This window comes from uncultured Thiodictyon sp. (assembly GCA_903837595.1).
Taxonomy (GTDB): Bacteria; Pseudomonadota; Gammaproteobacteria; order Chromatiales; family Chromatiaceae; genus Thiodictyon.
Genome location: CAILVI010000372.1, coordinates 35,241 through 47,363 on the forward strand (window position 1 = coordinate 35,241; position 12,123 = coordinate 47,363).

At 67.9% G+C, this 12,123-nt stretch carries 16 protein-coding genes and 1 pseudogene; 2 read left to right on the forward strand and 15 right to left on the reverse strand.

What is annotated here, in order from left to right; all coding sequences use genetic code 11:
- Positions 1–5: 5 nt before the first annotated feature.
- From QZY44_RS21475 to QZY44_RS21530, 12 genes are all read right to left on the reverse strand, one after another.
- Positions 6–968: a hypothetical protein gene (locus QZY44_RS21475; protein WP_295451915.1), complete on the reverse strand. Its 963-nt coding sequence runs from the start codon at positions 966–968 to the stop codon at positions 6–8.
- 11 nt (positions 969–979) lie between these two features.
- Positions 980–2,188 (reverse strand): phage protease, encoded by a 1,209-nt coding sequence (locus QZY44_RS21480; protein ID WP_295451925.1) that lies wholly within the window; start codon positions 2,186–2,188, stop codon positions 980–982.
- Positions 2,189–2,434: 246 nt separating this feature from the next.
- Positions 2,435–2,881: a phage virion morphogenesis protein gene (locus QZY44_RS21485; protein WP_295451928.1), complete on the reverse strand. Its 447-nt coding sequence runs from the start codon at positions 2,879–2,881 to the stop codon at positions 2,435–2,437.
- Positions 2,882–2,969: 88 nt separating this feature from the next.
- Positions 2,970–4,313, reverse strand: a complete 1,344-nt coding sequence (locus QZY44_RS21490) for a phage minor head protein (RefSeq protein ID WP_295451933.1) — start codon at positions 4,311–4,313, stop codon at positions 2,970–2,972.
- Complete coding sequence (locus QZY44_RS21495; RefSeq protein WP_295451935.1) at positions 4,313–5,872, reverse strand: DUF935 family protein; 1,560 nt, start codon at positions 5,870–5,872, stop codon at positions 4,313–4,315. The genes QZY44_RS21490 and QZY44_RS21495 overlap by 1 nt, the downstream gene beginning before the upstream one ends.
- Positions 5,866–6,099 carry a hypothetical protein gene (locus tag QZY44_RS21500; RefSeq protein WP_295451938.1) on the reverse strand — a complete coding sequence of 78 codons (234 nt, stop codon included), beginning with the start codon at positions 6,097–6,099 and terminating at the stop codon, positions 5,866–5,868. The genes QZY44_RS21495 and QZY44_RS21500 overlap by 7 nt, the downstream gene beginning before the upstream one ends.
- Positions 6,100–6,189: 90 nt before the next feature.
- Positions 6,190–7,926 (reverse strand): hypothetical protein, encoded by a 1,737-nt coding sequence (locus tag QZY44_RS21505; RefSeq protein WP_295451940.1) that lies wholly within the window; start codon positions 7,924–7,926, stop codon positions 6,190–6,192.
- Positions 7,923–8,099, reverse strand: a complete 177-nt coding sequence (locus tag QZY44_RS21510; protein WP_295451944.1) for a hypothetical protein — start codon at positions 8,097–8,099, stop codon at positions 7,923–7,925. Before QZY44_RS21510 ends, QZY44_RS21505 begins: the two co-directional genes overlap by 4 nt.
- On the reverse strand, positions 8,096–8,323 hold the full coding sequence (locus QZY44_RS21515) for a TraR/DksA C4-type zinc finger protein (RefSeq protein WP_295451948.1): 228 nt from the start codon (positions 8,321–8,323) through the stop codon (positions 8,096–8,098). Before QZY44_RS21515 ends, QZY44_RS21510 begins: the two co-directional genes overlap by 4 nt.
- Before the next feature lie 275 nt (positions 8,324–8,598).
- A complete protein-coding gene (locus tag QZY44_RS21520; protein WP_295451954.1) occupies positions 8,599–9,105 on the reverse strand; it encodes a DUF1804 family protein in 507 nt (168 codons plus the stop codon).
- 6 nt (positions 9,106–9,111) lie between these two features.
- Complete coding sequence (locus QZY44_RS21525; RefSeq protein ID WP_295451961.1) at positions 9,112–9,366, reverse strand: hypothetical protein; 255 nt, start codon at positions 9,364–9,366, stop codon at positions 9,112–9,114.
- Entirely contained in the window at positions 9,363–9,584 is a 222-nt protein-coding gene (locus QZY44_RS21530) for a hypothetical protein (RefSeq protein WP_295451966.1), read from the reverse strand. Before QZY44_RS21530 ends, QZY44_RS21525 begins: the two co-directional genes overlap by 4 nt.
- Positions 9,585–9,755: 171 nt before the next feature.
- Between QZY44_RS21530 and QZY44_RS21535 the strand changes: the two genes are divergently transcribed.
- Complete coding sequence (locus QZY44_RS21535; RefSeq protein ID WP_295451968.1) at positions 9,756–10,436, forward strand: hypothetical protein; 681 nt, start codon at positions 9,756–9,758, stop codon at positions 10,434–10,436.
- A 212-nt stretch (positions 10,437–10,648) separates the two neighbouring features.
- Here the strand turns inward: QZY44_RS21535 and QZY44_RS21540 are convergent, their stop codons facing one another.
- From QZY44_RS21540 to QZY44_RS35925, 3 genes and pseudogenes are all read right to left on the reverse strand, one after another.
- Positions 10,649–11,161, reverse strand: a complete 513-nt coding sequence (locus tag QZY44_RS21540) for a hypothetical protein (RefSeq protein ID WP_295451972.1) — start codon at positions 11,159–11,161, stop codon at positions 10,649–10,651.
- Between the two features lie 104 nt (positions 11,162–11,265).
- Positions 11,266–11,535, reverse strand: coding sequence for a hypothetical protein (locus tag QZY44_RS21545; protein ID WP_295451976.1), 270 nt, complete (start codon positions 11,533–11,535; stop codon positions 11,266–11,268).
- Positions 11,536–11,781: pseudogene (locus QZY44_RS35925) on the reverse strand (helix-turn-helix domain-containing protein); the annotation flags it as partial. It lies immediately after the preceding gene.
- 50 nt (positions 11,782–11,831) lie between these two features.
- On the opposite strand from QZY44_RS35925, the gene QZY44_RS21550 reads away from it, so the two are divergent.
- Positions 11,832–12,101, forward strand: a complete 270-nt coding sequence (locus tag QZY44_RS21550; RefSeq protein WP_295451981.1) for a hypothetical protein — start codon at positions 11,832–11,834, stop codon at positions 12,099–12,101.
- The last annotated feature ends 22 nt before the right edge of the window (positions 12,102–12,123 follow it).

The following is a 12,123-nucleotide window of genomic DNA, read 5'->3' on the forward strand; positions in this document are numbered from 1 at the left end:
GGCGATCAGGCGGCCAGGACCTTGCGGGTGTACTCCACCCAGGCCCCGTACAGATAGACGGCATCGCCATCGTTGGTCCCGCCCAGGGTGAGGATGGCGGTGAGCGTGGCCGGGGCCGCGATCAGGCCCGCCGCGGCGGCGGCGAAGGTCAGCTCAGTGACCGCCTGGGGCCAAGCCTGGGCGGCGGTGGTGCAGGCATCGGCATTGCCGGTATCGCCCGGGCCCGCCAGATAGACCTCGCAATCGAGCGTCAGGGTGTCCAGGTTGCCGCCCTTACCCACCAGGGCATGGACATGCAGATCCCCGGCCTCGTCGTAGTCCTGCGGCAGCGGCAGGCAGAAGGCCAGGGCCTCACCCGCCGTGCAGTCCACCGGGATCTCGATCCGCTGTTCCTTGTTGGCGGCTTGCGCCAGGCCGGCCACCGTGGTCGCCTGCTTGGTGAGTGCCGTTCCGTCCTCCATCGTGATCGCGGCGAGCGGGATGGGTAGGGTGGCCTGAGCGGTCTGCCGGTCGACATACAACTCGGCCAGGGCCGCCTCCACCGTGGCGGCAGCGGTATGCCCGCCGGCATCCGCCAGTGAGACCGTGGCCGCCGTGGTGCTCAACACGCCGAACTCCACCACCTCGACAATGGCCCCGCCGGAACCCGCCGCCTCGATCGCCTGGGCGAGTGCCGAGCCGTTGGCCGAGTCGGACACCTTGCCGTCCGCCGCGCCATAGAGCACGGCACCGCTGGCAAAGCTGTCCGCCGCCTCGATCTCGACCGTCCCGGAGACCGTGCGCAGCCGGGCATTGGTGAAGCTGCCACTGGCCGCGGCCTGGGTGGTCACCCCGATGTGCTGCTCGCCCGCATCGGCATAGACCACCGTGGGGGGCATGGTGCTGGAGGCATCCGCGATCCGGACCCGGCGCGAGACGGCCAGCGCCTCACCCGCCAGAAAGGCCCGATAGCCTGCGTTTTCGCTCATGTCTGGACTCCTTACGCGCGCTGCGTCTGGGGCTGGGTGGACTCGATCCAGGCGCGGTGCGCCTCGGGGTGGGCACGGGCGATCGCCATCATGGCGGTGCCGCGGCTGACCTTGTCGCTGGCCATGGTGGCGGTCACCAGGGACTCGTAATCACTGCCGGCGGGGTCGGTGCCCGGGGTCTGGTCGGTGCGGCTGAGCAGGATCGGGGTGCAGCCCTTGAGATAGTCACGGAAGCCCTGCGGGTCCCGCTTGGCATAGCCCTGCGCCCAGTCCCGCTTGGCGGGTTCGATCAGCCGCTCGCGCAGCGCTTGGGCCACCGTCTCAGTGGCGTCGCGTTCGGCCAGGGTATTGGTGAGATCCGTGATGCGGGCGTGCGCCGCCATCAGCACCTGGTGCGTCTCCACCTCCGGGGCCACCGCGCACAGTTCGCGCAGACCGGACAGGCCGCGGCCCATCTGCGTCATTAGCACGATCCTGTCGGCCGGCGTGGCACTGGCCGAGACCAACCCCGCCGCCGCAGCCGGTTCGCCCTCGGCCTTCAGCCGCTCGGTAAGGATTTGCAGTTGCGCACCAATCTCGGCCGTGGTGGCCAGGGTGGGCAGGTTGAAGAGGTAGCGCAGCCGCTCCAGCAGTTCGTCGGCATCCATCTGGGGCTCCAGGTGTGGGGGCAAGGCGCGATGGGAGAGCGCCCGCAGGTAGAGGTTCGGCCGGTGAGTCAGCCCGGCGCCGGACAGACCGACGATGGCATTGCTCTCGGGGTCCACCAGCAGTTCAGGGGAGAGGTAGCGGTACTCACGCGCCGCGATGTGCGCCCGGGCGCGCTCGGTCCATTCGATGCGCCCCTCGATCCCGCCGTTGCCGGACAGGCGCAGCTCCGCCAGCCAGCCGGCCGCGGGGGGCAGATCGGCACCCGGCGTGCGCTTCAGGTCCGCGTGGTCGTAATCGACCGGGGCCGCCTGGTCAGAGCCGGGCGGGAAGTCGATGGCAAAGGCCGCCACCACGGCAGCAGCAGCGGCGAGCGTATACGGGCCGCGACCGTCACGGGTCAGGCACTCGCCGGGGGGGATCAGTTCGCACCAGTCGGTAGGCAGTGCCGCCAGGGCCACACCGGCCCCCTGGCAGGACAGATAGCCCGCGGCGGGAACTCCCGCCGCGGGGCCTCGATCCGCAAAGACTGCGGGCTGCGCGCGCTTCGACGATGGGTGGGGTGCGTTTGGCATGGGGTGCAGTGTGCGCACGCCAGGCCAATCAGGGGACGGGGAAAGCTTTCCCCCGCGGGGTTACGGGGGGGGGATCGGGCGGGATCAGGCTACGCCCGCCGGGCGGTTTCGGCAAGGCGGCGAAGGGGGTCTCACAGGGGGCTCACAGGGGGCGGTGTAAATGGTGTAAATACCCCGTCAATTCGCCCGCCACGGCGTTGGGCTGCAGGGGTCAGTACGGTAGCCGCACCCGGGGCGTCCGGCGCGTCAGGCGGCAGGGTTCAAGAGGCGGGTCAGGATATCCAGCACCCGCTGGGTATCCTCCGCCCCCAGGGTACCGGCGTCCGGGTCCGCCGACAGCAGACCGCGCCGCGCCATGTGCTCGGTGCCCCACTCGTGATAGGCGGCATAGGGCACGCCAAAGCCGATGGTGGCGGTGTCTGCGGTGGCACTGGAGTTGAGGCTATCGAGCATATCGCCGTAGCGGTCCAGCAGGGTGCGGTTGCCGGCGGCCGGGTAGTTCTGCTCAGTGGATGGCTTCCAGGCCGCCCAGGCGTTGCCGGCCGGGTCGGTCTTGGTCTCGAAGCGGCCGGAGACCGCCGCCCCCAGCTCGGTGGCAATCCCGGCCATGGCGGGGCTGAGGTCGCCCAACTGGTGCAGGAGACGGTTGAGGTAATCCGTGACCTGCTGGTCTTGGACGGTGATGTTGATCATGGCTATACTCTACCTAACCCGCGAAGTCGTTTCGGACGTTTAGAGAAGGGGGCGCAAGCCAGCATGCACTCGTCGCGGGTGTTACCCCTCACTTCTGCCACATCCCCATTTTCTTCCGCAGCGAATCCAGCGCGACCAAACGGGCACGCGGTCTGATCTCTTCGACGTAACGATACCCCACGCCGTCGATCACCTTAACGAACACGATCACATCCCGACCGATGGCGTTTTTGCCGTCCAAAAACACGCGATCCCAAGCACTGGTGATCAGTTCGACCAACGCGAAGTCGTGCTCAGACACGGCGATCTGACCGCGGGCGGCTTCGCGCGCGGGGTTGCCATGTTGCTTCAACGTGTGGCGGACCCCGTAGTTATCCATTGCGCGAGCATAGCCGGTCAGGTCTAAACCGGTCTCGCGCAGGATTGCCTCCACACCGGTGACCGGGCCGAAATCGATTTGCATCTGCCGGTCTGCCACCGAGCGGGCATCAGCCACAAAGGCGGCGACATCCGGGGTCGGAAGCGTCACGACGGCCTTGTTTGCCGCTGCGGCTAGCACCGGTGGGACCGCCGCCAGCTTGGCCTCCACCTGCTTGGCCAACTCAGCGGCCCGTTGGGCCGCGATGCCGACATTGTAACCAAACCCCGGATCGATCCCGGCCGGCACGTCGCGGGTCTCACCGGTGCGCTTGTCCTTCCAGGCCACCCACTCGACCTTCGGCGCGGTCTTGTCCAATTGAGCCATGCGCAGTTCACCCGTCTCGCGATCGCGGTACGGGACCTGGCCGGCCTCGTATTGGGCCTGACTCACCGCCATGGCCCGGCAGCGGCAGTGCCAGCCGCAGGGTGGATAGTGGGTCTTCCAGACGGGGTGCCCGATGGGCAGGGTGACGTTGTGCCAGGCCGCGTGGCTCGCGCGTACCCGCTCATCGCCCTTGGTGATGTAGCGCAGGTAAGGATGGGTGCCGGCCGACTGCTCGAACCGCTGCCAGCGCCCGGCGCTGTGCGCCATGCGGGTGTTCACGTCATAGATCAGCTTGACCCGGTTGGGGTCGAAGCGGGTGTTGAGTACCTCCCCGGTGTTGGGGTCTACCACCTCGACCTTACCCCACCACCCGGACTCCTGGAGCAGCTTGGTGGTGCTGCGCTCAAAGTCCCGCCGGGTCAGGTCCCCGCCCACGCTCTTGGTGATGCCGTCTTGGATGGCGGCCAGCAGGTCCAGGCGGGCCAGGCGGGAGACGGTGAACTGGTGGGCGTGTTCCTCCTGCCACAACTCGCGCCAGTCATAGGTCTGCGTCAGGCGCTTGCGGCCTTCCAGGTAGGTGGCCGCGCCCTCTGGCGTCTGCACGAACAGCCGCGCGAACTCGGCCGGGGTCAGGTCCTCCGGGACCGGTGTCGTGGGCGGTGCGCCCGGGCCGGTGGCGAGCGGCATCAGTCGGGCTCAATCCCCGCGGCACCGGCCAGGCGCGCGGTATAGGCCAGTTGGGTGAGCCGCGCGGCCAAGGGGTCCGCGTCCATCCTGGCCAGCAGACCAGGCAGCATGGCAATGGCATCGGCCGCGGTGGCGTCCGGTCCCAGTGCCGCCATCGCGGCGCGCAAGGGCTCATGCAGCGGGGCCAGGTCCGCCTCCCAATCGGCCAGCGCCGCATCCACCAGGGCGTCAATCCCGTCGGGAGCAGGGGCGTCCCGCCCCTGTGCTTGCAGCGCCCGTTGCGGGACCGGCACCACCGGTACAGCAGGCACCGCGGGATCAGGCCCCGGCGCCGCCGCCGGCGCCCCCAACACCGCCTCCCCCTGCATGGGCTCCGGCACCGCCCACTTGCGCCGCACCCAGGACAGCGGCGCATCCAACCCCAGCGGGGTCAGCTTCTCCAAGGCCGTGGCCAGGGCCACCAGGTCCTCCGGCCACTCCACCGGCATCTCAATCTGCGGATACACCGGTTGCGGCCCAAAGTTCAGGTCCACCCAGGGGCGCACCACCTGGCGGTTGATGGTCCGCGTGAGCGCCCGGGCATCCGCGCTCAGGATGTCCAACCGCACCTCGTTGTGCACCTTGGCCTGGCTCAGACTCGCCCCGTTGTCCGCCGTCATGGTCTGGCCGACCACACACTTGCTCACCTGCTCATCCAGATACCGACACAGCCGCTCCTGGATGTCGGTCCCGTTGGCACCCTTGGGCGCGATGACATCGAGCATCATCGAGGCCGGGAACACCGCCGACCCATCCAACCCGATGGCCGCCACCGCGGCCTTGAGGATATCGATATCCTCATCCGGCGTGCCGGCCGGGTAGCGGCCGGTGCGGAACACCCCGGACAACTCACCGGCGATGGACCAGCGCCTGAGCGCGAGCATCTTCAAGAGATAGGCCCAACCGGCGGCACGCGCCAGCCCCGCCCGGATCGGCAGCCCGGCCTTGAGCGCGGGTTCATGCACCACAAAGCCGTACGGCTGTAGGTCCAGCCCGCGCAGGGTCCCGTCTTCCAGCCGCAGGGTGCGCCCATCGTCGCGGTCATAACGGAACCAGCGCTGGGGCCGCAAAATGACTTCACCGGGGCGCCATTCGGAGCCGCTGGTGTCCCACAAGACCTCGGCGACGCCGTAGCCCTTGGCGATGCCGTCGGACAGGGCCGTGAGGTCACCCCACCAATCGCTGCGGGTCATCTCCTCCAGACCCTGGGACAGGCGCCGCGCCATACCGCGATCCCCGGCCGGCGCCACCCGCACCTCCAGCCCTTCCAGCGCCAGGCGCCGGGTCTGGATCTGGGAGCGGTAATGCAGGTCCGCCTCTTCCATCCGTTCGGCCAGTTCCAGATAGTCCCGGGCATTGGAGTAGATGGCGGAGCGCAACAGCGAGGTGAGGCGCGCCGGGGTCAAGCCGTCCAGACTGCCGGTGGGCAGCACCGGGCGTTGCGCGCTGGGCACGGCCTTGGGCTCGCGCAACAGACGGGCCAGGCCGGACTGGGCGGCATTGAGCACGCGGGTCAACATAAGCGGGCCTCATAGAGTGGTGCGTTATCCGCCCCGCACGGCTGCCCGGCACTGATGGCGGTCTTCCAGGCCACCGGCAACTTGTTCACCGGATGGATGCACCAGGGCTCCTGGTGCTGGATGCGGTAGTGCTTGCAGGTGTAGCACCCCCGGTGGTGGTGATCCGGGACCACAAAGGCGCGCATGGCCCGGAGCGCGTCCATCCTGAGAACCGCGCGCTCAGTCATGGCCCTCGCCTTCCATAAACTGCAGCGCGGCCACCGGCCCGCGGTCACCGAGATGCAGCGGCCCCGGGTATTGAATGGACTGGTCAGACATCAAAAGGCTCCCGGGCCAAACAGGCCCTCGGTGGCAGGATTGGGGGTGCGGTGCAAGGCGTAGCTCTGCGCCCGGCTCGCCGCCAGGCCCCAGAGCATGTAGAGACAGCACAGCGCCTCATAGTCGTGGTGCGGCTGCGCCTCGGGCCAGGTCTCAAGCTCAGAGACCAGCGCGGCACAGGCCGGGTGGATCAGGATGGAGGGCGCAACCGGGTCGGTCAGGTAGGGCTCAAGCGATTCGATGCGCACCACGCGGTCCTCGATCGCCGTCACACCCACCAGCGGCAGCGGGCAGCCTTGTTCCAGTCCGTACTGGATGGAGGTCCGGCGGCTGTCCTCTTGCGCCTGGTTGTTCTCCCAGGCGATGTGCCGCGCGTGGTGGCGGCGCTGGCCGGCGACCAGATCGGAGCGCAGCTTCGACGGCGCCCGGCGCTTGACGCTGTCCTCGCGCACATGCAGGGTCTTGTGCGTCGGGTTCCAGTAGCCCCAGAGGATGCCGCTGGGGTGATTGCGCGGGCCGCCGATGCTCATGTCCACGGCACCGAGCGCGATCCACCCGGCCCCGGGCTCGCCGTTCCACCAGGTCCAGGAGGCAAAGACGCGGTCTTCGGTCTGGCCGTCGCCCTGCATCTCGGTGGCGAAGGCGCGGGGGGCGCGCACCCGCTTGGCGATCAGCTCATATAAGGAACGCACACCCGGCCAGGAGACCCGGGCGCCCTGGTCCATCTGCTTTTGATGGCGGATGTAATAGCGGTGGCTGGGCAGCTCAGCGACGGGCAGTTTACGGCCCGCGTCCGCGGCGACCAGCTCCGCGCGCCGGTCCTCATTGCGCATCAACTCTTCGCACTTGCCCCACAGGTCCTTGCGGATGGGCTCCTGCTCCAGGGCGCGGAAGTGGTGCACCAGGTGCCCGGGGGTCTTCTTGGCGCGGCTGATGGGGTCATCCTGGTGCAGGATGGTCCCCACGCCCAAGACCTTCACGCTGCCGTCGGGCGGCCCCAAATACTCCACTGCACGAGTGACCCAGGTCCAACGGTTCTCCCGTTCGGTCGGGCTCTTGGCCTCGCTGTCGGTGATCAGGTCATCGGGCAACAGCAGCTTGGGCCGGGCGGCACCGTGGGCGGAACCGCGTACCGCCTGTTCGGCGCCGAAGGGTTCGATCTTCACCCCGCTGGCGGTGAGCACCTCCGCCACGCGCCAGATGCGGCCCTGGCCGCAGACCTCGGGCCAGTCCAGGGCCAGGCTGGCGTTGCAGGTGAGTTCCGTCTTGATCGCATCCAGGGCCTTGGTGGGCAGGCGCGTCTCGGCGGAGAGTAAGAGGATGTAGTCAATCGGGGGCGGGACGCCCCCGCTCCAGCCGACCTCCGCGCGCACGTCCGGCTGTTGCAACAGGATGTCGATGGCGCACCAGAGGGGCAGCAGCTTGGTGGCGAGGCTGGTCTTGGCCTCGCCGCGCGGCGCGATCCACCATTCCACGCAGCCAGCCGAGCCGCGCAGCAACTGCGGCGCACGCTGGGCAAAGTGGCGCTGAAAGCTGGACCCCTCCCCGCGCAGGTAGTGCGGAAAGTAGGTGGTGGCCCACCACCAATAGTCTTGGTCTACCAGCACCCGGCGGCGCCGCGCGGTGCGGGCCTCAGGGCTCGGGTCCAGATCGAGCCGCCGCGCCTCGATGTCGCGCTGCAACCGGGCGCGGTCGTCGGCCAGCTCACGCAGGAAGGCGCGGGCGGTGAGGCTCATGCGGTGCCCCGCGCCAGCTCCAGATAGAGCTGCAAGGTGTGCGCCGCTTTGGCCAGATCCTCATCACCGCCCACCTGGTGCCCGAGTGCGGGCGCATCACTCACCGGCCTCTGGCTCCCACGCTCCAGCGTGGGAGCAAGTCCCGACGCTCCAGCGTCGCGTAGCCCGCTCATCCGTAGAGCTCCACGGCACTCTGACAATCCACGCACCGGATCGCCCCAGGCATGGCGTTGAGCCGGCGCGGGCTTAGCACCTCCCCGCAGTCCAGACACAGCCGGCGCCCCTGCTCATCCTCCCACGGGGTACCCAGCGGCACCTCGGTACGGGCATGGTGCGCCGCCAGGTCGGCCGCCAGGTCCTGGTCAATGCGCTCTTGGGCGCGGTCGGCGTCATCCATGATCGGGTACCTCTCGGATCAGCCGCCACTGATAGTCGCGCATAGCGATCCAGCGCCACGGATGCCGCCACCACCGGACCGGCGCCCAGTGATTACCATGCGGGCCGCAGTCGCCATGGGGTAACCGCAAGTCCTCGCAATCGGGGAGCGGCATGACAAAAGCGGAACCGTCGATGGGCGAGTACCGCGGTTGCGGAATCACGCGAGCGCACGCGGTCGTAAGCAGTCGCTCAGGCCCCCGATGATCGCAGTGGATGCACAAGTTGAACGGTCGCTTAGGCACGGGCCAAAGTCTCCGTAAGACGGGCACCGAACCCTTCCAACAGCTCCGCGAACACCGGGAGACTGTCGGGCCGTTCGGCGCCGATGTATTTGGCCAGTTCGCGCAGCGTCTCCAGCGCCACCGCCAGGCGGCTGATGGGGGTCGCCACCTTGGCGGCGCTGGACATCATCTTGGTGTAGCTGTCTGACAGGCGGGCAAGGATCTCCGCGCGCTCGATCGGCCCCAGTTGGGTATTGCCCTTCAGCCCCTCCAAGGTTGATCGGAACTGCAACACAAACTGTTCCAGCACCATGGACGCGACGGCCAGTTGGCCCTCGCGTGACAGGCTGGCGGCGGTGCGGCAGGCGTCCCAGTCATCGCCATCCTGGCGGCTGCAGCGCATCCAGGTGCGCGCAGTGCCCTCCGCCACACCGGCGGCGGCAGCGGCATCGGTCAGCGGCAGGCGCTGGTAGATGTAGGCGGCACGCACCGCCGCGCGGGTCTCTGGGGGGTAGGCCATGGGGTATCAGATGGGCGGCCAGCGCTTGGCCATCTCCACCACCACGGCAATCCCCCCGGCGGCCAGGGTGCCCATCAAGGCCCCCGCCCGCCCGCTGGCGCCCACATGCCCATCGAGCCGGGCGTTCACGGCGCCCACCCCGGCCTTGGCCTCCGCCACGCCCTGCTCGATGCCGGCCAGGGTGCCCTCGATCCGCCCCAGGGCGCGCAGGATCTCGGGGCCGTCCACGTCATAGCCACGGCGGCCGGTGGGGGTGGTCATGCCGCACCATCCTTGGGCTTCCAGAGCCCGGAGAGTTCCGGCCGGGCCTTGGTGCCCCAAATGGCCAGGCCAAAGCCGAGCAGGTCAGCGCCATGCCCGGCCAGCACCTCCACCTGGGAGGCGTCGACGGTGGGCCAAATGGTTTGGGCCGCGGTGGTCAGGGCCAGGATCAGCAGGCCCCAGACGGTACGGGATTGGAGATAGCCTTTGGGATTCACACATGCCTCCGGGTCGGATAGACGGACCGGGTGGTCCGCGACACGGAGAGTGTGGGGGGAGGGGGCGCAGCGGGGGACGGGGAAAGCTTTCCCCCGTTCAGTCGGGGGGCTCAGGGCTTAGGGTGCGACCTGCGGCGGCGGGCGTCAAGTCACAGAAGCACGAGGTAGGCGATGAGCGAACAGCAAGGCGATTTCTGGCAGGACCATAAGCCCGCGGTTGGGTGGCAGACCACGATGACAGACAACGGCGACCAGTCACAGCGCACGGTCACTTTCACCTTTCCGGCCCCTGAGCGGCCGGCTACCTTCACCCTCTCGCGGGAGGAAGCCGAGACCCTCGCGAAACAGCTGCGGGCGACCAAAGAAGAACACGATCAGCGGCAGGCGGATCGAGCGCCGGATGCGTTCATCCTGCACTACCCAGGCTACCCCCGTGGGTACCGACGCGGCTTTTTGCGCCGCGCGGTACGTGCCGTGCGCGACGCGTGGGGGTGGCCGCGCCGGGTGATTATCGAGATCAATCTAGCCGGGTACGCATTGATCAAAGATAACCCGCAGGCGCTCCACGACGCCCTGGACGCATTGACCCGGCAAGCCCCGACCGTGTTCACGCAAGGGCTCACGGAGGCAGACGCCAAACGGCTGGGGTTGGTTGAGCCTTATCCCGACTCATTGGGAGATGCCGAAATACAGGCTCAACAGATGCTTAAGGATCAAAAGCAGCGCGCCAGAAATCAGCGCAATGCCAATCATCCCAATTGGCTTTTTGTGCCAGCCGTCATCTTTTACAGCGTGTTCGGATCGCTGTTCCTGTGGTGGCTGCTGTCCCTTACCGGCCTGGTCAAGTTTTAGCCGCAACGCTTCGGCGAAGTCCAGACCGTTGGCCGTGGTGCGCTGCCACACCAGGGCCAGGATGTCGCCCTTCGAGCCTTCCATGTTGGAGCGGCGGCAGTCGCCATGGCCGTAACCCTTCTCGATCAGGTAGGCCGCAGCCGGCCAGTCGTCCTGGCTGGGCCGGCCAGTGGTGAGGACGCGTAAGAGTTGGGCGTCGCGGGTTTCGTCGGTCATGGCTTGATCCCCCATCGTGCTCTCCACTCTGCGATTTTTTTCTTTCGCTCTGCCTTCACCAGCGGACTGACCTCGGCCCGAATCGCCTGTTGCTCGTTCGCCAGTGCGGCAAAGCGCGCGGCATCTTCCACGCGCTTCTCGCGTCGGCAGGCCAATGCCATCTTGTCGTAGATCTGCATCAAGTGAGTGGCCTTGGACGCGCGTCGGCCGTTGGGCGTCGCGTGGGCCAAAGACCTGTTGACCGTGGGCTCCACCGCCTCGACCAGTCCGCGGAACTCCCGCATGGACTCATCAAAGCGCCCGGCCTGCTGGAGATAGAGCGCCAGCCGCACGGACGAGGGCTCACCCCGACGGGCGTTCACCTTGCGCAAACAGGTGATTGCGCGGTCCCAATCCTTGGCCTTCTTGGCGGCCGTTGCCTCGCGGTCGAGCGCGGCGGCGACCGCGTCATATTTGTAGATCGCTGACAGAAACAGGTCTCTGAGCCGGTGGAAGAAGGCGACAAGCATGGTCTCTCCTGCTGTGCGGCGCGCGGGGAATAACCCCGCGCGGCTTGGTACCATGCGCAGCGCGCTGCGCATGGTACCAATTTTTTTAAGGTAATCGGCGGGTGTCACGCGCGACGCTGTTCGTCCATCTGCTCAAGCCTCCGCTCTAGTTCCGCGAGCCGTTGAGCCGCCTCAGCGCGGGATAGGCATTCGGAGAGCACCGCGTCTTGCGCCTCGGGTGACAGGGCCGCGACCACGCCCAACAGCGCGGCCACCCGTGGCTGACGGCCAGCCATTTGCGCCGGGTCGTCGGGTAGCTGGGTCGCGGTTACAGGCACGTCGTCATGGATTGGCCGCCGCGCCCCCGCATCCGGCGCTGCGACGCCTGTCGTCAACCAATCGAGACTCACCATTCGGGAGCCAGCGAGAGGGATCACCCGATCCCAGGGTATCTTTCCGCGCTTCTTCCGCTGGGCAAAGTCGCCCGTGGATAGTCCAAGCATCCGCGCCAGTGCTGCATCGGTCCCTGCACCAGTGGCGTCCGCAAGCCTGCCCATCACCGCCTCCCATTCGGGCGCCCCGTCACTCATAAATCGTATGTCACCCTCTTGCGCGCTCCCGTTTCGTGAGTCACAATGCATTCATCGTAACCAACACCTGTTGGCCAACAAATCAGAGGATACCGCAACCGATGTCAGACGACGCCTACCGCGATGCAACCGGGTCGCCAGCCCAGCGGGTGCTCGATGCCCTGCACGAGCGCGGCACCACGGTGTACGCCTGGGCCAAGGCGAACCGCTACGAGGTCGAGACGGTGTACCGCACGATCCACCGCTGGGCCGGGCGGACCGACCGCGCGCCGCAAGGCGTGCTCGCACACGAAATCATGCGCAAGCTCAGGCGAACCCTGGGCACGCGTGTCCTGCCGACCCCGCTGCCAGTGCAGCGCAAGGCGGCTTAACCGAGGGGAGACGAGACGATGG

What these genes read in the sequence shown, in the direction of transcription:
- QZY44_RS21475 (WP_295451915.1), bottom strand. Translation starts at nt 968, where the DNA reads ATGAGCGAAAACGCAGGCTATCGGGCCTTTCTGGCGGGTGAGGCGCTG.
- QZY44_RS21520 (WP_295451954.1), bottom strand. Translation starts at nt 9,105, where the DNA reads ATGGCCTACCCCCCAGAGACCCGCGCGGCGGTGCGTGCCGCCTACATC.
- QZY44_RS21505 (WP_295451940.1), bottom strand. Translation starts at nt 7,926, where the DNA reads ATGAGCCTCACCGCCCGCGCCTTCCTGCGTGAGCTGGCCGACGACCGC.
- QZY44_RS21485 (WP_295451928.1), bottom strand. Translation starts at nt 2,881, where the DNA reads ATGATCAACATCACCGTCCAAGACCAGCAGGTCACGGATTACCTCAAC.
- QZY44_RS21540 (WP_295451972.1), bottom strand. Translation starts at nt 11,161, where the DNA reads ATGCTTGTCGCCTTCTTCCACCGGCTCAGAGACCTGTTTCTGTCAGCG.
- QZY44_RS21525 (WP_295451961.1), bottom strand. Translation starts at nt 9,366, where the DNA reads ATGACCACCCCCACCGGCCGCCGTGGCTATGACGTGGACGGCCCCGAG.
- QZY44_RS21515 (WP_295451948.1), bottom strand. Translation starts at nt 8,323, where the DNA reads ATGGATGACGCCGACCGCGCCCAAGAGCGCATTGACCAGGACCTGGCG.
- QZY44_RS21510 (WP_295451944.1), bottom strand. Translation starts at nt 8,099, where the DNA reads ATGAGCGGGCTACGCGACGCTGGAGCGTCGGGACTTGCTCCCACGCTG.
- QZY44_RS21500 (WP_295451938.1), bottom strand. Translation starts at nt 6,099, where the DNA reads ATGACTGAGCGCGCGGTTCTCAGGATGGACGCGCTCCGGGCCATGCGC.
- QZY44_RS21550 (WP_295451981.1), top strand. Translation starts at nt 11,832, where the DNA reads ATGTCAGACGACGCCTACCGCGATGCAACCGGGTCGCCAGCCCAGCGG.
- QZY44_RS21495 (WP_295451935.1), bottom strand. Translation starts at nt 5,872, where the DNA reads ATGTTGACCCGCGTGCTCAATGCCGCCCAGTCCGGCCTGGCCCGTCTG.
- QZY44_RS21535 (WP_295451968.1), top strand. Translation starts at nt 9,756, where the DNA reads ATGAGCGAACAGCAAGGCGATTTCTGGCAGGACCATAAGCCCGCGGTT.
- QZY44_RS21490 (WP_295451933.1), bottom strand. Translation starts at nt 4,313, where the DNA reads ATGCCGCTCGCCACCGGCCCGGGCGCACCGCCCACGACACCGGTCCCG.
- QZY44_RS21480 (WP_295451925.1), bottom strand. Translation starts at nt 2,188, where the DNA reads ATGCCAAACGCACCCCACCCATCGTCGAAGCGCGCGCAGCCCGCAGTC.